Below are 21,855 nucleotides of genomic sequence, written 5' to 3' on the forward strand. Positions count from 1 at the left end.
GTATTCACCCCGTGGCGCTCAGTCCTTGACGATTTCCGACATCACACATACCAACTCACCGGGTACAGATGTGGCGCATGGGACGGTGAAGGTCGTCGTCGGACCGCCAATTGCGGCCACGACAGCACCAGCCGCGAAACCCGTAGGCTGGCGGATATGCCGCTCCCGGACCTGACCGCCGACTTCGCCCGCGACTTTCCGGAGCTCTCGGTGCGCTGGCAGGCCGAGACCCCACCGCAGCCGCAGCTGCTGCTGCTCAACGAGGCGCTCGCCAGCGACCTGGGCCTGGACCCGCAGTGGCTACGCGGCCCGGACGGTCTCGGTCTGCTGACCGGGACGACGGTTCCCGACAGCGCGACTCCGGTGGCGCAGGCCTACGCCGGACACCAATTCGGCAACTATGTCCCCCTGCTCGGCGACGGCCGGGCCCTGTTGCTCGGCGAACTCACCGACCGCAACGGCCACCAGCGCGACCTGACCCTCAAGGGCTCCGGGCGCACGTCGTTCGCCCGGGGTGGCGACGGGCTGGCGGTGGTCGGCCCGATGCTGCGCGAGTACCTGATCAGCGAGGCCATGCACGCCCTGGGCATCCCCACCACCCGCTCGCTGTCGGTGGTGGCCACCGGCCGGCAGGTGCAGCGCGAGGGACTGCTGCCCGGCGCGGTGCTGGCCCGGGTCGCGGCCAGCCACCTGCGGGTCGGCACGTTTCAGCTCGTCGCCCAGCAGGCCCGCGCCACCGGCGATCTCACCCTGCTGCGCCGGCTGGCCGATCACGCCATCGCACGCCATCACCCGGCCGCCGCGCAGGCCGAAAACCCTTACATCGCGCTGTTTGCCGCCGTGGCCGAGGCCCAGGCGTCGCTGGTGGCGCAGTGGATGCTGGTCGGCTTCGTGCACGGCGTGATGAACACCGACAACACCACGATCTCCGGGGAGACGATCGACTACGGGCCGTGTGCGTTCATGGAGGCCTACGACCCGGCCACCGTGTTCAGCTCCATCGACCATGCCGGGCGCTACGCCTACGGCAACCAACCCCTGGTCATGCAATGGAATCTGGCCCGGTTCGCCGAGACCCTGTTGCCGCTGTTCGACGACGACGAAGACCAGGCCCTCAACGTAGCGGTGGAGATCCTGGAAGGGTTCATGCCGCGCTATCACGGATTCTGGTCGGCTGGGATGCTGGCCAAGTTCGGGCTGTCCAAGAGTATGGAGGCCGCCGGCGTGATCGATCAGGCGCTGGCGCTGATGAGCGAGCACGCCGTCGACTACACCTCGTTCTTCCGGGCGCTGAGCGCCGCGGGTCGCGGTGAAGAGTCGTTGCCGGGCAACGTCTTTGGTGACTGGCTGACCCGCTGGCGGGCGTTGGGCCCCAACGTCGAGGCGATGGACCGGGTCAATCCGATCTACATTCCGCGCAACCACCTGGTGGAGCAGGCGCTGACCGTGGCGATGCGCGGGGATCTTGCCCCGGTGCAGCAGCTGTTGGAGGTGCTCGCCGAGCCGTGCCGGGAGCGCGACGGCCTTCAGGACTATGCCGCGCCGGCGCCACCGGAGTTCGGTGGGTATCGGACGTTCTGCGGGACGTGACGGCGCTCAGCCTGGATTGACCGCGGTGACCACCCAGGTGCGGCCCGGGAACCTCACCACACCGTCGACACGGTGACGGCGCAGCTCGTCACGCAGCTCCTCGATGACCGCGGCCCAGCCGTCCGTGCCGAGTCGGTCCGGCAGCTCGGCGCGGGCCTGGCGGCCGGTGGAATTGGACAGGATCAGGCTCAGGCGCTCCTCGACGCCGTCGCTGCCGTCGATGCCGAAGTCGCAGATCCCGTCGAAGGCCGTCACCGTGACGTCGCTCCAGCCGGCGCCGGCCAGAATGGCGCGCACCCGCTCGGCGTTGCCGAAGGCCAGCGGACCAGGCGCGTCGGGATCGGGTTTGGCGGGTGGTGTTTCAAGCCGATCGGCCAGGATGTCGACGCCCGCGGTGAACATCGGGTTGTCGCCTTCCCGCCAGCACACGAACGCCAGCCGGGCGCCCGGCGCCGCTGCGTCGCGGATGTTGGCGAACGCAGCCACCGGGTCGTCGAAGAACATCACCCCGAACCGCGAGACGACCCGGTCGAAGGCCTCGCCGGTGGCCGGCCGCAGGGCGAGGGTCTGGGCGTCACCGAGCGACACCGTGGCCGTCGGCACCCGACGGCGTGCGGCCTGCACCATCGGCTCGGAGATGTCGACGCCGAACGGGATCGCTCCGAGCGCCGCCGCACGCTGCAGCAGCGTCCCTGAGCCACAACCGATGTCGAGCACCCGCGCACCGGCGCCGATATCGGCGGCCTGCAGCACCGCGTCAGCGAACGGCGCCAGTACCGCCTCGAAGATCGCCGCGTTGTCCACCCAGTCGATGCCCTGCGCAGCCCACGCCTGCTGCTGTTCCTCGTTCGCCATGACGGTCAGCGTAGGCGCCGCCGGTGGCGGCGATCTCACCCCGGTGGAAACGCTGGTGCGGGTGCCTGGCGGGGCCAACGATGCCGCCCCGTCGAACTGCTTTCCCGGATCTCGAACCGGCGGGCCAGCCACGCCAGCGGCGCGGGTGCCCACCAGTTCCACCGGCCCATCACATGCATGAAAGCCGGGACCAACACCATCCGAACCAGGGTGGCATCCACCAACACCGCCAGCGTCAGGCCCAGGCCGAGCATCCGCATGAACGACACCTGCGCAGCGATCAACGCGGCGAACGAGATCGACATCACCAGTGCCGCGGCGGTGATCACCCGCGCGGTCCGGGCCACGCCCAGCGACACGCACTCGTCGTTGTCGGCGCGAGTACGCTCCGACGCCAGCCAGTACTCCCGGATGCGGGACACCAGGAACACTTCGTAGTCCATCGACAGCCCGAACGCGATGCAGAACAGCAACACCGGCATGTTGGCCACCAACGTCCCGGTGGGCGTTGTCCCCAATGCCCACAGATGCCCGTCCTGAAATATCCAGACCAGCGCACCGAACGCGGCAACCAGCGACAACACATTGAGGATCAGGGCCTTGACCGGCAGCACCACGCTGCCGGTGAGCAGGAACAGCAGCGTGAACATGATCGCCGCGATCAGGCCCAGCACCACCGGCAGCCGGTCGGTGATCGCGCGCACGCTGTCGCGGTTGATCTGCGCCAACCCGGCCAGCTGCACCGGCCGGTCGCCCGGCGTGGGCACCCGGTGCAGGTTGTCGAGCTGGGTGTCAGAGCGCTGCGAGAACAGCGGCGCGGTGCTGGCGACCGTCAAAAACGCGGTGTCCGGGTCGATTCCGGTGGCCGCAGCGGGTTCACCGACCCGGACACCACCGACAAAGGTGCCGGTCGGAGCCGACACCGACGAGACGTCGGGCACCCGGGACAGCGCCGCGGCGTAGCGGCTGAGCTCGTCGGCCGGCACGCCGTGCAGGTCGGGAACGACGATCGGCACCGCCCGGTCGGAGTCGTCGGCGAACTCGTGGCGTAGCGCGTCACCGACCTGATGCGCCGACGCCGACCGCGGCAGCACCCGGTCATCGGGGTAACCCCATTTCACCGCGAGGAACGGCAACCCGACCGCCACCAGGACCGTCACCACCGTTAGGCCGATCGGCACCGCGCGTCGTGTCACGAATTTCGTTGACCGGTACCAGAACCCCAGCTCGACCGGGCGCACGGGCGGCGCAGGCCGGCGCAGCAGCCGGCGGGCGGGCCGGCGCACGTCGAGTGCGTCCAGGCGCGGGCCCAGCATCGCGATCGCCGCCGGGGTCACCACGATCGCCGCGAGCGCCACGAAGGTCACCGTCGCCACCCCGGCGTAGGCGAACGACTTCAGAAAGTACATCGGAAACAGCACCATGACCGCCATCGACAGCGCGACCGTGCATGCCGAGAACAGCACGGTGCGACCGGCGGTGGTCATGGTCGCGATCAGCGCCCGATCCGGGCTAACACCGTCGGCCAGCTCATCGCGGTAGCGACTGATGATCAGCAGTGTGTAGTCGATCGCCAGCGCCAGGCCCATCGCGGTGCTGAGGTTCAGGGCGAAGATCGAGACGTCGGTGACCAGCGTGATCAACCGCAGCACCGCCATCGCCCCGACGATCGCCAGCCCACCCAGGGCCACCGGCAGCGCCGCGGCCAGCAGGCCGCCGAACACCCACGCCAGCACCGCGAAACTCAGCGGGATCGCGATCGACTCCATCAGCAGCAGGTCGTGTTCGTTCTGGTGGTTGATCTGCGCGTACACCATCGCGCCGCCGCCGGCGCGCACCGTGACCCCGTCGCGGTCGTGGGCGAGCTGATCGGCCAGGATGCGGGCATATTTCTGGGCGTCGTTCTCGCCGCCTTTGAGGTTGGCCACGATCAGCCCGGAAGCACCGTCGGTGCTGAGCAGCCGGGAGGTGGCCGACGCCGGCCCGGCCCACGGCGAGGTGACGTTGTAGACGAACGGCGAGCGTTGCAGCTGCTCGGCGATTTCGGTGCCGACCGTGCGGGCGGGTTCGGTGGTGGCGCCACCGGGTGCACTGACCTGGAGCAGCAGCTGCTGGTCGCTTTGGCCGAACCGGTCGGTCAAGGTCCGGGTGGCCTGGGCCGACTCGGAGGTGGGGTCTTGGAAGCCGCCCGCGGACAGCTTGTCGGCCACCGGGATGCCGAAGACCGCGGCGGCGATCAGCACCACGGCGGCCCCGGCGAGGACGCGTCGCGGAACGGCGAGGGCCAGCAGTGCGATCCGGTGCAGCACGTCAGCAACCTTCCGCCGAAATGGTCGACGAGAGGTGCCGCTGGCACCCCCACCGAACAGTGACACGAATCGGGGGCCGGTACGGTTCACCGCTCAAACCCGGCACCGGACGCGCGCAGCCGCCGGATGGCCGGGCACGCGCCCGCCTTTCAGCGACAAGTTCCGCCAAGTCGCTGTCGCCGCAACAGGTGTCGCGCGGCACCGTTGAACCGCAGCACCGCCCGCACCGTGACTCTCGACATGAACAACACCCCGACCGTGGCCGCTGTGGCCGTCGAATTCCCGCCCCACCAAAGCAGCCAAGCCCAGGTGATGGCGGCCCTGTCCGATTTCGCCGGACCGGAGTTTGCGCGGTTCACCGCGAGCAGCGGCGTCTCGAGACGTCAGCTGGCGCTGCCGCTGTCGCGCTACCCCAAGCTCAGTGGCTTCACCGAAGCCAACGGCGCCTACCTCGACATCGCGCTCGACCTGAGCGAACGCGCGTTGCAGTCGGCCCTGGATCGGGCCGGTCTGGTCGCCTCCGACGTCGACGTGGTGTTCTCGACCACGGTCACCGGGCTGGCCGTTCCCTCCCTGGAGGGGCGGCTGGTGACGCGGATGGGACTCCGGGCCGACGTCAAACGCATCCCGATGTTCGGTCTGGGGTGTGTCGCCGGCGCGGCGGGCCTGGCCCGGGTGCACGACTACCTGCGCGCCTTCCCCGAAGATGTGGCGGTGCTGCTGGCGGTCGAGCTGTGTTCGTTGACGGTGCAGCGCACCGATCATTCGATCGGAAACCTGGTGGCCTCCAGCCTGTTCGGCGACGGTGTCGCGGCCGTCGTCGCGACGGGCAGCGGCCGGGCACCGGCCGGGCCGAAGGTGCTGGCGACGCGGAGCCGGACCTATCCCGACACCGAGGAGATCTTGGGCTGGAACATCGGCAGCGACGGTTTTCGTATCGTGTTGTCCGTCGAGATCGCCACCGTCGTCGAGAAATACCTCGGTGACGACGTCCGCGACTTCCTGGCCGACTACGGCTTGGTGACCGAGGACATCTCCACCTGGATTGTGCACGCTGCCGGCCCGAAGGTGATCGACGCGGTCGAACAGGTGCTGGATCTTCCCCCGGATGCGCTCGACCGCACCCGAAACTCGTTGCGCGACCACGGCAACCTGTCTTCGGTCTCGGTGCTGGACATCCTGCACGACACCGAAACCGACCCGCCGGCGCCGGGCTCGATCGGCCTGATGATCGCGATGGGGCCGGGGTTCTCCGCCGAACTCGTGCTGCTGAGCTGGTAGCCATGTACTACCTGCTGATCCTGGCGGTCGGCGCCGAACGCCTGGCCGAGCTGGTGGTGGCCGACCGCAACGCGCGCTGGGCATTCGCCCACGGCGGCACGGAGTTCGGTCACCGCCACTATCCGGTGATGGTCAGCATCCACGCGGCCCTGCTGTTCAATTGTGTGGTCGAGGTGGGGTTGCTGCACCGGCCCTTCATCCCAGCGCTGGGCTGGCCCATGCTCGCCGCCGCGCTAGCCAGCCAGGGGCTGCGGTGGTGGTGCATCGCGACCCTGGGCCGGCGTTGGAACACGCTGGTGATCGTGATGCCGCAGGCTCCGCTGGTCCGCCGTGGACCGTATCGGTGGTTGCACCATCCCAACTATGTGGCAGTGGTGGTCGAGGGGTTCGCGCTGCCGCTGGTGCACACCGCCTGGCTGACGGCGATCGGGTTCACCCTCGCCAACGCGGCGGTGTTGCGGGTGCGTATCCGGGTAGAGAACGCCGCCCTGGGGTACCGGTGAGCGCCACCGATGCTGACCTTCTGGTCGTCGGCGGCGGACCAGCGGGCCTGGCCACTGCGTTATATGCACGCCAGCACGGGCTTTCGGTGATCGTCGTCGAGCCGCGCGAGAACCCGATCGACAAGGCCTGCGGTGAGGGTCTGATGCCGGGCGGGCTGGCCGCCCTGACGTCGCTGGCGGTCGATCCGGCCGGTACGCCGTTGCGGGGCATCGCCTACCTGGACGAGCAGCGCCGGGTCGAAGCGCCTTTTCGCGACGGGCCGGGCCGCGGCGTGCGCCGCACCACCCTGCACGCCGCACTGGCCGATCAGGCCAAGCAGCACGACGTCGAATGGGTCCGCAAGCGAGTTGGCGTCGTCGACCAGGACGCCCGAGGAGTGACGGCGGGCGGGGTGCGCGGCAACTGGCTGGTAGCCGCCGATGGGCTGCACTCCACCGTGCGCCGGACCGTCGGGATCGCGTGTGTGGCCGGCACGCCGCGGCGCTACGGGGTGCGGTGGCACTACCGGATCCCGGCCTGGTCGGAGTTCGTCGAGGTGCACTGGTCCCGGTGGGGTGAGGCGTATGTGACCCCGGTGGAACCGGATCTGGTGGGGGTGGCGATCCTCTCGCCGCATCGCCCACAACTTGAATGGTTCCCGCAGCTGGCGGCCCGCCTCGACGGTGCCGACCACGGACCGGCCCGCGGCTGCGGCCCGATGCGGCAACGGGTTTCGCGGCGGGTCGCCGGCCGGATACTGCTGGTCGGGGACGCCGCCGGCTACGAAGACGCGCTGACCGGGGAGGGCATCAGCCTGGCCGTCAAGCAGGCGGCCGCCGCCGTGGCCGCGATCGTCGACGACGATCCGGCGGCCTACGAGCGGGCCTGGCCGGCGATCACCCGCCGCTATCGGCTGCTCACCCGGGCACTGGTGCGGGCCGGCGCGATCCCGCCGAGCCGACGGGCGCTGGTGCCGGCCTGTGCGCTGCTGCCCGGGGTGTTCGAACGCGCGGTACACCTGCTGGCGCACTGAGTGTCCGATCGAGGATGGACGCCACCGTCCGGGACACGCCGGCGCCGATCGGGACGCGCACCGCTGCATCGGGATAGTGGTGGACCTGCAGCCGGTGCCGGCGATGTCGATCCGGAGATAGGCCGCGTCGTAGCAGGTTTGCGCCGTCGACGCCGAAGATGTGTCGCACTGGCGCCGCCGGCAGTTGGGTGACGATGTGGTCGACGACGGCGTAGTTCGGCGCGACCGGTATTGGTTCACATGATGCGCTCTAGGAGCACCTTGCCGTTGTCGGCGGAAACCACTTGTACCGAGGCGATTTGGTCGCTTGGTGTCGAGATGCTGCCGGCCGGTGTGGCGGTGTGCCCAGGCTCGGCCACCCACGTCGCCAGACGGGTCTGGGTGCCGTCACGGTCGACGACGACCAGCGCCAAGGTGTCGTGGTGGGCGGTCACCGGGGCCAGGCAGACGCAGCTCAAGTCGATGACGCTGCCCCAGGGCATGCGGTTGACCGCGACCGTCGAGGCCAACGCGGTGGTGCCCACCTGCGTCATCGGCAACGACGCGTGCTGGGACGACGGCGAAGGATGACTGTCGATGCCGACCAGCACACCGATCCCCAACACAGCGGCCGCGGCACTGGTTGCTGCCCAGGACATCAGGCGGGCCCGGCGGCGTCGTCGCCGCACCGTGCTCAGCAGTGACGGCAGCAGCTCCTCCGGCGGGTGCGCTACTACGGTGCCGTCGGCGATATCGGCCATCGTGGCGTGCTCAAGCTGGGAGAGCAGGGCTGGCACGCCGCTGATCTCGGCGACCGCGTCCCGGCATGCCGGGCAGCCGGTCAAGTGGTCCTCGAACTCGCGACGGTCGGCGGCGGACAGCGAACCCAGCACGTAGGCGGCGTCCCACATCGCGTACGGGTGGTCAGGCCTGGAATACGCGGTCATCGTGTCACCCCCATCTCCTGCAAAGCCAGTCGCAGCGCGCGCACCGCGTAGTGCAGGCGTGATTTCACCGTGCCCTCGGCGATCCCGAGGTCTTCGGCGACTTGTCCGGTGGTCCAGCCCCGGTAGTAGGCCCGCTCGATCACGGCCTGGTGGTCCGTCGATAAGTGGGTCATGGCGTCGGCGATCAACATCCGGTCCAGGGCGGTGTCCACCTCGTCGCGGGTGGGTTGCTCGGGTGTGTCCGATTCGTCGAACACCCCGACGACGTTGCGGAACGCGGCGCTGCGTCGTTCATCGATGATCAGGTTGCGCGCGACGGTGCACAGCCAGGCCCGCGGTGACCGCTCGGCATCGCCGATGACCTCCGGGTGTTGCCAGGCCCGCAGCAGCGTCTCCTGCACGACGTCTTCGGCGCGGCTCCGGTCGCCGGTCAGGCGCAGCGCGTAGCGCCACAACACCGCGGCGTGCTCGTCGTAGAGCGTCTTCATCAGCGCGGCTTCAGGGTCCGGCGGGATACCGACTCGAGGCACGGGTGATCACCTCCTGCCTAGTGACACGGGGTGCGCGCCCGCCGAGTTCATGCGGCACCGCGTGCTAGGAGCATCAGTCGGGGATCCAGTTCCCGTGGAATCCGTGCGGCACCCGGCGGGGCAGCCGCACCCGGGCGGCCGGTTTGGCGTCGAAGTCGGCAGCGTCGATGATCACCAGGTCGCTGCCGTTGCGCACCGGGTCGTAGACGTAGCTCAGATACCAGCCGGCCGATTCGTCGGCCTGTCCCGGCGCCGGCGCGAACACCGCTTCGCCGGGCGCACCCGAGAGGCCGTTGACGCCGAACCGGTGGACCTGCGCGCCGCCGTGCGCCAGGTCGTAGCGGACCAGGCTGTCCTGGGAGATCGTGACGGCGTAGCGCGCGTCGGCACCGACCAACCGATCGTCGATGCGGGGGAACTCGATGTCGCGGTCATCGAGCTGGTCCTCGTCGACGACACCGGAGTCCAGGTGGATCGTCCAGCGCCACAGTGTGGCGTCGGTTTCGAAATCGCTGTTGTGTCGCCACATCTCCGGGTAACGGACCGCCTGCAGCACAATCGCATCACCCGAGGGCGTGTCGAACGCGTTGGCCAGATGGAAGACGTAGCACGGGTTGATGTCGAACCAGCGCACCGGACCGTAGGGGTCGTCGCGGCGCAGCACGCCCAGCCGGGCGCCGTAGTCGTCGTCCCAGCGGTAGGGCAGGTCGCGTTCGTAGCGGCCGGTGAGCGCGATCGCCAGGTTGAACACCAGCGGCAGGTCGAGGAACACGACATGCTCGGCGGTCAGGGCGAAGTCGTGCATCAGCGTCATCCCGGGCACATCGATCGGACGGCGGATGATCAGCTCACCGTCGGCGTTGGCGCGGTAGTAGTTGACGTGCGGGTCGAGGATGTCGCCGTGGCCGAAGAAATGCAGCTCGCCGGTGGCGGGACAGATCTTGGGGTGCGCGGCCATGGAATCGGCCAGCTTCCCGGCGAAGTCGTAGACGCCCAGCGTGTGCAGGTCGTTGGTGATCTCATACGGCAGGGAGGATTCCATCAGCGCCAAGGTCTTGCCCGCGTGGCGGATCACGTGGGTGTTGGCCACGCTGGAGTGCAGGTTGCGGGTGCCGTCGGGGTTGTAGAGCGCCAGCGGCCGCTCGAAGCTTTCGGTGCGCACCCACCGGTTGCGGTACCAAGCCGCCCGGCCGTTCTCCAGCCGGACCCCGTGCACCATGCCGTCGCCGGTGCACCAGTGCCCGCCCGCCGCGCGCGGGTTGGGTCCGTTGCGCAGATACCAGCCGTTCAACTCGGCGGGGATGTGGCCCTCGACGGGGAGGTCGAACGCGGTGAGCTCGTCGGGGACCGGCGCGTAGTTGCCGGTGCGGAAGATCGGGAAGACGGTCTCCGGCGGTTGCAGCACCGCGACCGGGGCGCTGGATTCCGCGCGCTCTGAGCCGCCGTGCGCGGCGACGGTGGCCAGCGGGCGGGCGCTTCGGTGAACGTCGTCGATGGCGGCGATGTCGTCGCGCGTCAACAACGACAGCAGCGCCGGCATCCCGGACAGCTCGGTGACGGCGTCGCGGCAGGACGGGCATTCGTCGAGGTGGTTTTCGAAGTCGCGGCGATCGGACTCCGATAGCGATCCCAGCACGTAGGCGGCGTCCCACATGGCGTATTCGTGACGGGGGGTCGTCATGGCGCCATCCCCATGTCGCGCAGGGTCTGCTGCAGGGTGCGCAGCGCGTAGTGCAATTGGGCTTTCACGCTGGCTTCGGCGATGCCCAGGTCGGCGGCGATCTGGCCGGTGGTCCAGCCGTGATAGTAGGCGCGCTGCAGCAGCACCCGGTTGTCGGAGGACAGCTGCGCCATGGCGTCGGTGACCAGGGTTCGGGCGAAGTCATGCGGCAGGGCGGCCGCGGCCTGCCCGCGGTCGGGTATCCATCTATTGCTGGCTTCGCCTAGATCCATAGACCAGCCTCCCGGAAGAGACACGAGGCAGCGGGGCGTTCGGTTCACCTCTGGTTTGCGCCGGCTTGAGGCCCGCGTTTCCAGTGTGCGCCGCTTGGGCTTGTGGTGGCAGGGGCAGCCGAGTCTTTGACGGGGTCGCTAGTTTCTATCGCGTCGTGGTGACCAGCGTCAGCTCCCAGGCGGCGAGCCACGGCTTGATCGTCTGCGCGACGGAGTACTGATGCGGTCCGTCGCAGGTGGGCTCGGAGTAATCCCCGTTGGACACCGCGGTGAAGATCCCGACGGCTTGCGCGGTGGCGTCGGGCAGGATCTTGTAGACGGGCCCGCCGGAGTCGCCGCAGGTGCCGGTGGCGGTGAACCGGACCTTGTTCTCCTCGGCCGCCACCACCGGCCCGCACATCGCGCCCCCGCTGCGGATCCCGAAATGGCAAAGGGTGTCACCGATTTCGACGTTTTCGGCCAGCCCGGTCACCGGATGCCCGTCGACTTCGGAGCTCAGCGGGATCTTGCCGGGGTGGTCCAAGGTGATCAGAGCGATGTCGTAGTCGTTCCAGCCGTTGCCGTCGTAGACGCTTTCGGTGAAGGTGCCCACGACCGGATACTTGTAGAGCCCGCCGTGGTGCACGGCCACCGTGCCGGGCCCGCCGGGCTTGTTGCAGTGCCCGGCCGCCAGCAGCCCCGGCTGGCCGTCTTTGGTGCGGACCAGGAAGCCCGCGGTGCAGCTGATGTTGTCGGAGCCGTCGGCGGGCGTGACGTTGATGCCGATCCCGGGGCCGAGGGTCTTGGCGGTCGGGGTGGGGATCGGGTGGCCGACGGGGTGGGTGTGGTTGACCCAGAACAGGGCGACGAAGATCGCGATGACGCTGATCGCGACGACTGGGGCGCTGGTGAGGGCGTTGAACAGGCGGCGGCGCAGCGGGGGTGCTGGCGGCTCGGTGGCGGGGTCGTCGCTGTCGGTCATCGTCAGGTGAGCCTACGAGTCAGGTCGGCGGCGGGGCGATCACGCGTACCTGGCGGCGGGTGGGCCGGTGAGCCACGGCGACGCCGACTTGTGCGCACGCCTGCACCCCGGGAACCGGATTGGGGTCGGTGAGCCAATCATGTTGCCCGGCAGTGTCGAACAGCGCCACCGCATTGGGCTTTGCCCCGGTGCTGAATCGGGTCTGGTAGCGGATGCCGCTGTGCCGGCCGCTGACGAACCAGGCCGCTGCCCACAACTGCGGAATGTCGTACGACGAGCAGGTCCCGATCTCGCGGGTCATCCCGAAGGCTGCCGCTGCTGTCGTGCAGGTGTTCGCCAGCCAGCGCTGGGACGGAAGCTTCAGGGTCGATACCTGCGTGCGAGCGGCCGCCTGGAAGGTGACCACCCCCTGTCGGATCAGGTCGTGGCCGAATCGTTCCCGCAGCGCGGTGTCGAGGTCGGTGGCCAGGTAACACGTCCCGTTGGGCCGGATCAGATCGAAGCGTCCCGATAGGTCCGAGGAGAACCACCAGGGTGGGTTTCCGACGGTGTGGGCGCGGTGCAAGATCGCGGTGGGCAGCAGGCGTGAGCGAGGGAAACCGGAGAGATCGGCCGGCGGCAAGCCGAGTGCGAGGCGTTGACGCGAACCACTCACGCGGCCCAACCCGACACTGTCTGACGTGCCATGGCCAGCACCTGCTCGGGGTCACCGCCGCTGCGCAGCCAGTCACTGGGGCAGGCGCCGGCGAGGTCGTCGCTGGGTGCGCGCATCCACAACGCGATCATCCAGGGATCGTCGGTACCGGCCACCAGGCAGTTGAGCACCTCTGCCAACGACGGGATGGTCGCGCCGCTGTCCAGGAATTGCCACGTCGGGTAGACGACTCCTCCATCGTCGAGGGGGCAGGCCAGCACTGCGTGCCGGGTGACCTTCTGGTGCAGGGCCTGGCGGGAGATGCCCAGCCAGCGGATCAAGCCACTGGTGTCGTAGAACGGGCCGGAGATGTCGTCGAAAACATGCCCGAGGGGCAGGGCAGCGACCATGGCGTCCGCGACGCGTTCGGGATCGCCGAAGGCGTCCGGGCTGAGCTGCGCTTCGTCGGCCTTCGTCAGCCGTGCGTGCACCTTCTGGCTGACCAGCCGCATCACCTGTTGCTCGAAGGCGGCAAGGTCGGTCATTGCGGGTCATCTCCGGTGTGGTGGGGCTCGTCGTCCATGCTACGTCAAGCGCGTCAAGTTCATGCGGTCAAGCTCGTCAAGGTGCCCAAATCGAATGGAAAACGTGGCCGGTGAGCCGCGGGTGTCAGCGGCCTGACGCTATCCCCGGGGTACGACCGCCAAAGGCGGGTCGGGCGGCGATAGCGCCCGCGTTATCGCTTTCGACCACCTCCTACCCCGACCCGACGGTGCCAGCGGGGCGAATGGGGCTGTTGATACCTCGGTGCGACTTCGCCGACACCGCGGCGGCCATGGTCCGCGACCCTGGGCAACGGTGTCGGCACCGACCTCTAGGCTGCTCGGCAATGCGACACCTTGTCGGTGCCGCCCCGCCCCAAGGAGCACGACGGTGACCGCTGCCGACCATGACGCATCGGCGACTTCCCACGGCCGGCACGCTAAACCCGAACCGCTCGCCAGCGCCGCGGAAGCCCCGCGCATCGAGATCCACGCCGTCACCGACCTGAGCTACCCGATGGCGCACTGCCGTATCCCGGTGATCGACCACATCGCCGTAACCAACCACGGTGAAGAATTACGCGGCGCGGTACTGCAACTCGAGGTCACCAGCGCCGGCGGCACCCAAGGCAGCAACGAGCTCCACCTGGATCTGGCCGGCCACGCACCCACCGTGCTGCGCGACGCCGCCCTGTTGCTGGATCCGGCGGCGATGCTCGCCGTCGATGACCCGCGGCCGGGCACCATCCGCGCCGTGCTGCGCGACGCCGACGGCACCGTGCGCGCCCAGGCCGACAAAGACGTGACGGTCCTGGCCGGCAACCAGTGGAAGGCCCGCCCACTGCAGCTGGCCCTGGAGATGCTGGCCGCCCACGTGCAGCCCAACGCGCAAGCCGTCATGACCCTGATGCTCAAGGTCTCCGATCGGCTGCAGGCGCTCACCGGCAGCTCGGCGATCGACGGCTATCAGAGCGACGACCCGGTGCGCGCCGACGCCATCGCCCACGCGGTCTACGATGCCATGCGCGACAACGACATTCGCTACGCCGAGCCGCCGGCCAGCTGGGGACTGGACGGCCAGAAGGTCCGCACGCCTGCTGAGGTGATCGAGGGGCGTCTGGGCACCTGCCTGGACACCACGCTGACCATGGCCGCGGTGTTGGAGCAGGCCGGGATCAACTCGACCATCTGGGTGCTGGACGGCCACGCATTCCTCGGCTACTGGCGCGTCGACGCCGCGCTACCCAACGTGTCCACCACCGAGGCCATTGACGTGGTGAACCTGGTGGATCTGGATCAGATCCGGCTGGTAGAGACCACGTTGCTCACCGGCGGCGCGCAAGCCGGCGACTTCGCCACCGCGACCGCCGCCGCACGGGCCAAGTGCCAGGCGGATCTGTCGAACATCCTGGGGATCACCGATATTCGCCAGGCCCGCGCCGCCCGGATTTACCCGCTGCCCAGCCGCGGCACCGATGAGGACGGCAACGTCACCGTCATCGAGTACAAGCCAGGCGCCGGCCCGACCATCGAACCGTACAAGCGCCCCGAGACGGTGCAGCAGGCGCCGAAAGACACGGTGCCGGATCGGGTGCGGCAGTGGAAGAACGCGCTGCTGGACCTGAGCCTGCGCAACCGGCTGATCAACTACACCGACCGTGCCGGGTACACGCTGGCGGTGCCCGGCCCGACGCTGGCCCGCTTCGAAGACAGCGTCAACGCCGGCGCCCGCATCAACCTGCTGGCCTCCGATGAGGTCTCCCATGTGGACGCGGCGCGAGGCATCCGCTACGGCCGGGAGCTGCCGGAAGCCGAGCGCACCGTGCTGCTGGCCGACAAACACAGCGCCTACCTCGACGTCACCACCGCGGCCTACAAGTCTCGGCTGCGCAGTCTGGCCTACAAGGCCAAGACCATCACCCAGGAGACGGGCGCCAACAACCTCTACCTGGCGTTCGGGATGCTCAACTGGCGCTTCGGTGATCGCGAACTGCGCTCGCCGGTGGTGCTGGTGCCGGTGACGCTGTCCACCACCAACCGCGGCGAGCGCTATGTGCTGTCCATCGACGAGGCCGGCGCCTCCACCCCGAACTACTGCTTGATCGAAAAGCTGCGCACCGCTTTCGGTTTGGAGATCCCCGAGCTGACCAACCCCACCGAGGACGCCTCCGGCATCGACCTGGCCGGCACCTTCGACGCGGTGCGTCGCGCCATCAACACCGCCGATCTACCCTTCCGGGTCGAAGACAGTGTGGCGCTGGCGATCCTGCAATTCGCGAAATTCCCGCTGTGGAAAGACCTCGATGAATCTTGGGAGCAGCTGGCCGACAACTCCCTGGTGCGCCACCTGATCGACACCCCACTGGCCGCCTACACCGACCCGGTGGCTGCTCCCGACGGTGTCGACCTCAACGAGCTGCGGCCCCACATGCCGGTGCCCGCGGACTCCTCACAGCTGCAGGCGATCGCCGAAGCCGTCGCCGGACGCACCTTCGTGCTGGAAGGCCCACCGGGAACCGGCAAATCCCAGACCATCACCAACCTGCTGGCCCACGCCATGGCCTCGGGGCGGCGGGTGCTGTTCGTCGCGGAGAAGAAGGCCGCCCTCGACGTGGTCAAAAAACGGCTGGACGCCGTCGGGCTCGGTGAGCTGGCGCTGAACCTGCATGACAAGTCCGCACGCCCGGCCGCGGTGCGCGAACAGATCCGCACCGCCCTGGAACTGCGGGTCACCGCCGATGATGAGCGGCTGGCCACCAACCGGCAGATCGCCGCCGCGGCCCGCACCACCTTGAATCGCTACGCCGAACGGCTGCACGCCCCCAATGCCGCCGGGCTCTCGGCCTACACCGCGCGCTCCAAAGAGCTCGCCGCCGACCAGGATGTCACCGCCCTGGAGGTGCCCCGCGAACTGGTGGCTACCGCGAGCCCCGAGACCCTGACGCAGCTCGGGGAGCTGCTGCGGGCGTTGCCGGCGGTGGCCGAGCTGGCCCGCCCGAGTGCCGATCACCCGTGGGGATTCCTGGATGCGGTCCCGGCCGATGTTGACCGAACCTACCGTGCCGCAGCCGAATTCGATGCCGCGCTGGCCGGGATGCTTGACGACGGGGCAGCCCACGGGCTCGGGTTGACGCAGCTGGGCCGGGTGGGTGAACCTGCCGCGTTGGCCGAGTGGGCTCGGTTGGCGGGGGCGCCGCGACATCCGCTGGCCGGCATCGATGCCCTGAACAGTCTGGCGTGGGCTGCGGCGCTGGCCGCATTGCAGCGGTTGGTGGCGCAGGTGTCGGCGGACCGACCGGGCTGGCTGGACACCGCCGGCCCGGCCGCGATGGATCTGGACATCCCGGCGATCCACGCCGCCGCCCTGGCCGCCGACGAGTCGGGGTTCTACGGACGCAAGAAGCGCCGCCGCGCCGTGCTGGCCCAGTTGGCCGACGTGCTGGTGGTCGATGCGGCAACCATCGACCTCAAGGGCCTGTCGACCGGCACCGCGGCCATGGCCGAAACTCACGCGCTCGTCAGCGATCTGCGCACGCGAGTAGCGGCGCTGCCGGTCAATCTGCTTGGCGGGGACTGGAATCCGCTGATCGCTGAGACCGCCGCACAACTGGCCGCCGGCCTGGACTGGCTGGCCTGGCTGGTCGCCACATTGACGGCGGCCGGTCCGCACGTCGCCGACCTGCGCGACTTCTACACCCGCACGCCCGTCGGGGCGCTGGCCGAGCCGCTGGAGCGGCTCGGTGCCGCCTGGAGCGGGCTGGGTCAGGCCAGCGGGGTGACGACGGATGCCCAGCGCACCTGGGCCGACGGTGCATTCTTCGAACGGTGGTGGGCGGGACGCGCCGCGCGACGGCTGGAAACCCCTGCCGCGCTGCAGTATTGGGTGGGGCTACTCGGCCACGTCGAACCGCTGCGTGCCGCCGGGATGACCGCCGCACGAACCGCGATCCTGACCGGGCGGGTGCTGCCGGAGGACGCCGCACTCGGATTCGAGCGCGGGGTGGCCGCGGTGTCGGTGGGCGAGCGTCTGGACGCCAACGCCCTGTCCGGTTTCGATGTGGCCGCGCACGGCAAGACCATCCAACGCTTCGCCGACGCCACCCGCGCCATCCGCGAGGAACTGCCCCGGGCGATCCCGGCCGCGCTGCTGGCGCAGCGCCGCTTCGACGCGTGGTCGGAGAGCGGCCAAGTCGGCGGGCTGCGCCGGCAGTTGGAGCGCAAACGCGGCGGCATGAGCATCCGGGCATTGTTGGACAACTTCGGGGAGCTGATCACAGCGATCATGCCGTGCACGCTGATGAGCCCGGATTCGGTGGCCCGGTTCTTCCCCGCCAAGCCCGGGCTGTTCGACATCGTGGTGTTCGATGAGGCCTCCCAGGTGCGGGTGGCCGATGCGATCGGCGCGATGGGCCGCAGTAACGCGGTGGTGGTGGTCGGCGACAGCAAGCAGATGCCGCCCACCAGCTTCGCCGAAGCCGGTGTTTCCGACGACGACGAGGATTACTCGCCGGACACTGTGGTCGATGAGGAGTCGATCCTCACCGAATGCGTCCAGTCCCAGGTGCCGCGGCAGTGGCTGTCCTGGCACTACCGCAGCCAGGATGAGGCGCTGATCGCGTTCTCCAACCAGAACTACTACGAGGGCCGGCTGGCCTCCTTCCCGGCGCCGCACGCCGGCGGTCCCGGGCACGGGGTGTCACTGGTGCGGGTCGACGGCGTGTTCGAGCGTTCCGGTAAGGGAAAGACGCTGCGCACCAACGCTGTTGAGGCGCAGCGGATCGTCGCCGACATCCGTGCCCGCTTCGCGGCCTCGCCGGTGGTGGCGCCGTCGCTGGGGGTGATCACCTTCAACGCCCAGCAGCGTGACTTCATCGAGAACCTGCTGCGCGACGCCGGCGATGACCGGCTGGTGGCGGCCCTCGATGAGCCCGACGGGCTGTTCGTGAAGAACCTGGAGAACGTCCAGGGCGACGAACGCGACACGATTCTGTTCTCGGTGGCGTTCAGCGCCAACGACAAGGGCGTGGTGCCGTTGAACTTCGGGCCGCTGTCCCGGCCGGGCGGGGAGCGGCGGTTGAATGTGGCGATCACCCGTGCCCGGCGGGAAGTGGTGCTGTACTCCAGCTTTGATCCGGCGGCGCTGCGCGCCGAGGAGACCAGCCAAGTCGGCACCAAACATTTGAAGGCCTATCTGGAGATGGCTGCCCGCGGAGTCGACGCGCTTGGCGGGGGCGGCCGGCGCCAGCCGGTCTTCGACTACCACCGCGACGACATCGCTGCTGCTTTACGCGCTGCCGGGTTGCCGGTGTCGGCGGATGTCGGGTTGTCGGATTTCCGGGTGGACCTGGTGCTCGCCGACCCTTCGGCACCCGACGAGCCGCTGGTGGCGGTGCTGCTGGACGGGCCGGGCTGGTACTCCCGACGCACCGTTGCCGACCGGGACGGGCTGCCGGTCGATGTGTTGTCGGGGCTGTTGAAATGGCCGGGCGTGGAACGGGTCTGGTTGCCGGAATGGCTGCAGAGCCGGGAGGCGACCGTGGCGCGGCTGCGGCGGGCCGTCGAGGAGGCGCGGGAACGCAAGGCCACGCCGGTCGATGTTGAAGTCGAGCCGGTGGAGGTGTTGGTGACGCCCCCGCCAGTGGTGGAGGTGCCCCGGGAATTGGCGCCGCTGCGGTCGGCACCTGTTGTGGCGCCTGCGCCTAAGCGGCACCCGATGCTGCAAACGTATCGAGAGTGGGTGCCGCGACGCCACGGGGATCTGAGTGTGCTGGACGACTTGGCAACGGAGTGGGCCAAAAAACAGGTACGCGTAGTGATTCACGAGGTGATCGCCGCCGAGGGGCCGATCCACCCCGATCGGCTGGCCAAACTGGTAGCCGGTGCCTTCGGGCTCAACCGGGTGGCGGAGAGTCGCCGCAAAGCGATCCGGCAGCTGGCGCCCGCCGACTACTACCGTCGCTCCGATCCCGAGGGCTTCTACTGGCCGGCAGGTCTCGACCCGGAGACCTGGCGGGCGGTGCGCTGCCCAGCCGAGGGCGTGGTGCGGCCGATCGACGAAGTCAGCCTGATCGAGATCGGCAACGCCATGCTGGTGATCGCCGAGCAGACCGGGGGTATCGAGGCCGAGGAGTTGAAGCGGGAGGCACTCGGGCTGTTCGGCGGCAAGCGGATGACGGCGGGCATTGAGGCGCGGTTGGAGGAGGCGTTGGAGGGCGCGGTGACCAAGGGGCTGTTGGCTCAGACCGGGGCCGGCCTGATTATCAGCGCCTGACAGCAGTCGACCTCGACGCGGTTTGGCTGTGGGCAACCGTTCGCGAGCACCCGAGTACGGCCGTAAATTGTCCTCATGCCGTCGACTTTTCAGGCGCTCGCGGTTGCGCTCCTTGCTCTTTTGCCGGGCGCCCTATATGAGTTGGCGCGCGAGCAACGTTCCGGACGGTGGGGACTGCGCGGCGCTGACCAGGTCTTTGGGTTGTTGGCGTTTTCCGTTGTATTCCAGGTGGCCATCGCACCGCTGACCTACTGGTTGTACGCGCGCTACGTCGTCACGGGACATTTTCGCGTAGGCCGGCCGGTGAGCGGTTGGCTGTGGGCGCTGCTGTGTGCCTACCTGGTGGTTCCGTTCGTGTTCGGTCGGTTCACCGCGCTTGGGCATCGGTATCGCAGCGGGCAGCTTGCCTCCACGTGGGAGCGAGCCGTCGTGCGGCTGGTGAACCTGTATACCGATGCAGCACCGGCGCCGCGTGCGTGGGATTACCTGTTCAGCGATCGCAGCCGGAAGGGCTGGATCATCTTGCATCTCAAAGATGGAAGTCGTGTCGGGGGTGCGTGGAATGGCTCGTATGCCGCCGGCTATCCAGACGACCAGGACCTGTACCTGTCCAGGCAGGTAGCGCTGACCGCCGATGGACGCTTTAGGTTAGGCGATGACGGGCAGCCGCACCGCCGGGAGAGCGGCCTGCTTATCCGATGGAACGAGGTGCAGTACCTGGACTTTTACGACACGTAAGCTGGTACTGAACTCGACGAGAGGGGCGCACCGCGATGCGCAAGAAGAATCGGGAAGGCCGTTTCGAGCCCAAGGGTGGATACTTGTCGGCGAGTGTCCCCTGGAATGAAATGAAGCCGCCGCCAGCGTCGGCGTCCCAACCCGCGAAGGCGAACAACGGCTCGCGGCCCAGCGGAGAGTCTCGGTCGAACTGACGATCCGATGCGGCCGGTCGGACCACCTCGCGCAACACCGGTGATAGGTCGCCGGTTGGGGGGGCCAACATCGGACGGATTTTTTCGACCGCCTCGCCGTAACCGCACGAGCCGGTCGACTGGTTAGTGGTTATTCAGCCGCCTCGCCCGCCTGAGACTCCCTTTTCTCCATGGGCTGCTTCTCCGCGGCTCGCTGGGCCAGCCGCTCGCTGATATTAATCAACCCCTGCCCGGCTGCCGCGAGGGCCTTCCGGGCGGTCTCCTTTGCCAATTCGACACCCGCTTCCGCGGCATCGCCAATGCTGGGCGCCTCGAACGCCGTCCAGATATCGACCTGATTCCGCCGGGCCTTGGCAAAAGCGCCAAGGTCCGCCTGGAGCTTGTTGCGGTCGCGAGCCAGCTGCTTTACCGACACGAACCGGAATCCATCGATCGCGTCAGTTTTAGCGAACGCGTCGATGACGTCGCGTGCGCGTCGGTACAGCTTGGCGTCCTCGGACAGATGGTGCATGAGCAGATCACGAGCATCATCGATCGCGTGTGAAAGGTGATCGACCTCGTTGGCTTCAATCCGCGCCAGCCGCACCCGCTGCCACTTGTACAGCGACTCCTCGGCAACCACCAGCAGGCTCAGGGTTTCATCGATCAGACTGTCGGAAACCACGGCCTTCAGCTTGTTCGCGCGCTCTTGGACGGGCAACCCCGGAGCCAGCGAGTCCAGAACCCTGGTCACGTGGCTGCGAAGCCGTTCGATCGTGATGTTGAGCGCCGGACCGAGCCCCGCGACAGCATCCCAGTCCGCATCCGGCAGCGAGCCGTGCTTCTCCAGATAGCTGACCTTGCGGCTGACAACCGCGTGGGTGCCCAATACGTCGCCGGCTCGATCCGCTTGGGCAAGCTGAAGCACCTGCTCGACCTTGCCCTCCACGCGGCGGACGGCATTCTCAACCTCGGCGATGGCGGATTTCAGTGCCAACTGCATCGCGACCATTTGCGCCGACACGAGTGTCTGGGGGCCCATCGCGGTCGGACGCCATTGCAGTTGCTCGACGAACTTGTTGCCCGCGCCGCGGGTCGTCATCCGGAAGAAGCCGTCGGTGCCGGGTATCAGCCTGCCTTGCTGGACGGCTTTGATGCTGTCGGGGTGTAGCTGCACGTACTTGCCTGATTGGCCCAGGATCGCGGCGACGCCGGTGAGCAGTCCTGTGGCGTTACCCAGTGAGGACTTGCCGATGCCGGTGACTTGAACTGCGTGCCCAGCCGACGTGCGAAGACGCTCCAGGTAGGACTCGACCGCCGTGGGGTCGCCCCCGACGAGAAGACCTTCAGGCTGCATTGCCACGACGACGTCGCCGTCCGCAGCAAGTACCGGAAGGTTGTCTGCGTCATCGTTCACCGCGGCCTCCACTGATGGATTTTTGCCGAGTGTAAGCAGGACCGCCGACAGCTCGGGCCATGGCGGTGATCTTTCGGCGCGATCGCGCCCCGATGGTCCAACGTCGCGCCTAGCATTGCCGCCGAAGCACGACGTAGACGTGATGGGGCGACATGGGCA

At 68.6% G+C, this 21,855-nt stretch carries 16 protein-coding genes; 6 read left to right on the forward strand and 10 right to left on the reverse strand.

What is annotated here, in order from left to right; translation table 11 throughout:
* Nucleotides 1–156 precede the first annotated feature (156 nt).
* Complete coding sequence (locus A5694_RS10185) at nt 157–1,590, forward strand: protein adenylyltransferase SelO (protein ID WP_064921714.1); 1,434 nt, start codon at nt 157–159, stop codon at nt 1,588–1,590.
* Nucleotides 1,591–1,596: 6 nt separating this feature from the next.
* On the opposite strand, the gene A5694_RS10190 is transcribed toward A5694_RS10185, so the two are convergent.
* Both A5694_RS10190 and A5694_RS10195 read right to left on the reverse strand, forming a co-directional pair.
* Nucleotides 1,597–2,445 carry a class I SAM-dependent methyltransferase gene (locus A5694_RS10190; RefSeq protein WP_064921715.1) on the reverse strand — a complete coding sequence of 283 codons (849 nt, stop codon included), beginning with the start codon at nt 2,443–2,445 and terminating at the stop codon, nt 1,597–1,599.
* 35 nt (nt 2,446–2,480) lie between these two features.
* A complete protein-coding gene (locus A5694_RS10195; protein WP_064921716.1) occupies nt 2,481–4,754 on the reverse strand; it encodes an MMPL family transporter in 2,274 nt (757 codons plus the stop codon).
* A 240-nt stretch (nt 4,755–4,994) separates the two neighbouring features.
* Between A5694_RS10195 and A5694_RS10200 the strand changes: the two genes are divergently transcribed.
* The 3 genes from A5694_RS10200 to A5694_RS10210 are packed head-to-tail and all read left to right on the forward strand — an operon-like array spanning nt 4,995 to nt 7,551.
* The gene (locus A5694_RS10200) at nt 4,995–6,035 is read left to right on the forward strand and encodes a type III polyketide synthase (protein ID WP_064921733.1); all 1,041 of its coding nucleotides are present in this window, start codon (nt 4,995–4,997) and stop codon (nt 6,033–6,035) included.
* A gap of 2 nt (nt 6,036–6,037) precedes the next feature.
* A complete protein-coding gene (locus A5694_RS10205) occupies nt 6,038–6,538 on the forward strand; it encodes an isoprenylcysteine carboxyl methyltransferase family protein (protein ID WP_064921717.1) in 501 nt (166 codons plus the stop codon).
* A complete protein-coding gene (locus A5694_RS10210) occupies nt 6,535–7,551 on the forward strand; it encodes an NAD(P)/FAD-dependent oxidoreductase (protein ID WP_064921718.1) in 1,017 nt (338 codons plus the stop codon). The genes A5694_RS10205 and A5694_RS10210 overlap by 4 nt, the downstream gene beginning before the upstream one ends.
* 236 nt (nt 7,552–7,787) lie before the next feature.
* On the opposite strand, the gene A5694_RS10215 is transcribed toward A5694_RS10210, so the two are convergent.
* The 7 genes from A5694_RS10215 to A5694_RS10245 all read right to left on the reverse strand — a co-directional run bounded on the left by A5694_RS10215 (nt 7,788) and on the right by A5694_RS10245 (nt 13,100).
* Nucleotides 7,788–8,477, reverse strand: coding sequence for an anti-sigma factor family protein (locus A5694_RS10215; RefSeq protein WP_064921719.1), 690 nt, complete (start codon nt 8,475–8,477; stop codon nt 7,788–7,790).
* Nucleotides 8,474–8,965, reverse strand: coding sequence for a sigma-70 family RNA polymerase sigma factor (locus tag A5694_RS10220; RefSeq protein WP_064921720.1), 492 nt, complete (start codon nt 8,963–8,965; stop codon nt 8,474–8,476). Before A5694_RS10220 ends, A5694_RS10215 begins: the two co-directional genes overlap by 4 nt.
* A gap of 115 nt (nt 8,966–9,080) precedes the next feature.
* Nucleotides 9,081–10,688: a carotenoid oxygenase family protein gene (locus A5694_RS10225; RefSeq protein WP_207515971.1), complete on the reverse strand. Its 1,608-nt coding sequence runs from the start codon at nt 10,686–10,688 to the stop codon at nt 9,081–9,083.
* A complete protein-coding gene (locus A5694_RS10230) occupies nt 10,685–10,960 on the reverse strand; it encodes a sigma factor-like helix-turn-helix DNA-binding protein (RefSeq protein WP_064921721.1) in 276 nt (91 codons plus the stop codon). Before A5694_RS10230 ends, A5694_RS10225 begins: the two co-directional genes overlap by 4 nt.
* 145 nt (nt 10,961–11,105) lie before the next feature.
* Nucleotides 11,106–11,921: a S1 family peptidase gene (locus tag A5694_RS10235; protein WP_064921722.1), complete on the reverse strand. Its 816-nt coding sequence runs from the start codon at nt 11,919–11,921 to the stop codon at nt 11,106–11,108.
* A 19-nt stretch (nt 11,922–11,940) separates the two neighbouring features.
* Nucleotides 11,941–12,576: an RES family NAD+ phosphorylase gene (locus A5694_RS10240; RefSeq protein ID WP_234786547.1), complete on the reverse strand. Its 636-nt coding sequence runs from the start codon at nt 12,574–12,576 to the stop codon at nt 11,941–11,943.
* Nucleotides 12,573–13,100: a hypothetical protein gene (locus A5694_RS10245; protein ID WP_064921724.1), complete on the reverse strand. Its 528-nt coding sequence runs from the start codon at nt 13,098–13,100 to the stop codon at nt 12,573–12,575. Before A5694_RS10245 ends, A5694_RS10240 begins: the two co-directional genes overlap by 4 nt.
* Nucleotides 13,101–13,488: 388 nt before the next feature.
* Between A5694_RS10245 and A5694_RS10250 the strand changes: the two genes are divergently transcribed.
* Complete coding sequence (locus A5694_RS10250; RefSeq protein WP_064921725.1) at nt 13,489–19,368, forward strand: DUF3320 domain-containing protein; 5,880 nt, start codon at nt 13,489–13,491, stop codon at nt 19,366–19,368.
* A gap of 75 nt (nt 19,369–19,443) precedes the next feature.
* Complete coding sequence (locus A5694_RS10255) at nt 19,444–20,106, forward strand: DUF6338 family protein (protein WP_064921726.1); 663 nt, start codon at nt 19,444–19,446, stop codon at nt 20,104–20,106.
* Nucleotides 20,107–20,430: 324 nt separating this feature from the next.
* On the opposite strand, the gene A5694_RS10260 is transcribed toward A5694_RS10255, so the two are convergent.
* On the reverse strand, nt 20,431–21,696 hold the full coding sequence (locus tag A5694_RS10260) for a hypothetical protein (protein WP_234787910.1): 1,266 nt from the start codon (nt 21,694–21,696) through the stop codon (nt 20,431–20,433).
* Nucleotides 21,697–21,855: the final 159 nt, after the last annotated feature.

Source organism: Mycolicibacter sinensis, from assembly GCF_001667945.1.
Classification (GTDB): Bacteria; Actinomycetota; Actinomycetes; order Mycobacteriales; family Mycobacteriaceae; genus Mycobacterium; species Mycobacterium sinense_B.

Excerpts from the sequence above, each read along its gene's own strand:
- A5694_RS10230 (WP_064921721.1), bottom strand. The coding sequence starts at position 10,960 with ATGGATCTAGGCGAAGCCAGCAATAGATGGATACCCGACCGCGGGCAG.
- A5694_RS10205 (WP_064921717.1), top strand. The coding sequence starts at position 6,038 with ATGTACTACCTGCTGATCCTGGCGGTCGGCGCCGAACGCCTGGCCGAG.
- A5694_RS10185 (WP_064921714.1), top strand. The coding sequence starts at position 157 with ATGCCGCTCCCGGACCTGACCGCCGACTTCGCCCGCGACTTTCCGGAG.
- A5694_RS10235 (WP_064921722.1), bottom strand. The coding sequence starts at position 11,921 with ATGACCGACAGCGACGACCCCGCCACCGAGCCGCCAGCACCCCCGCTG.
- A5694_RS10225 (WP_207515971.1), bottom strand. The coding sequence starts at position 10,688 with ATGACGACCCCCCGTCACGAATACGCCATGTGGGACGCCGCCTACGTG.
- A5694_RS10245 (WP_064921724.1), bottom strand. The coding sequence starts at position 13,100 with ATGACCGACCTTGCCGCCTTCGAGCAACAGGTGATGCGGCTGGTCAGC.
- A5694_RS10255 (WP_064921726.1), top strand. The coding sequence starts at position 19,444 with ATGCCGTCGACTTTTCAGGCGCTCGCGGTTGCGCTCCTTGCTCTTTTG.
- A5694_RS10190 (WP_064921715.1), bottom strand. The coding sequence starts at position 2,445 with ATGGCGAACGAGGAACAGCAGCAGGCGTGGGCTGCGCAGGGCATCGAC.
- A5694_RS10200 (WP_064921733.1), top strand. The coding sequence starts at position 4,995 with ATGAACAACACCCCGACCGTGGCCGCTGTGGCCGTCGAATTCCCGCCC.
- A5694_RS10215 (WP_064921719.1), bottom strand. The coding sequence starts at position 8,477 with ATGACCGCGTATTCCAGGCCTGACCACCCGTACGCGATGTGGGACGCC.
- A5694_RS10220 (WP_064921720.1), bottom strand. The coding sequence starts at position 8,965 with ATGAAGACGCTCTACGACGAGCACGCCGCGGTGTTGTGGCGCTACGCG.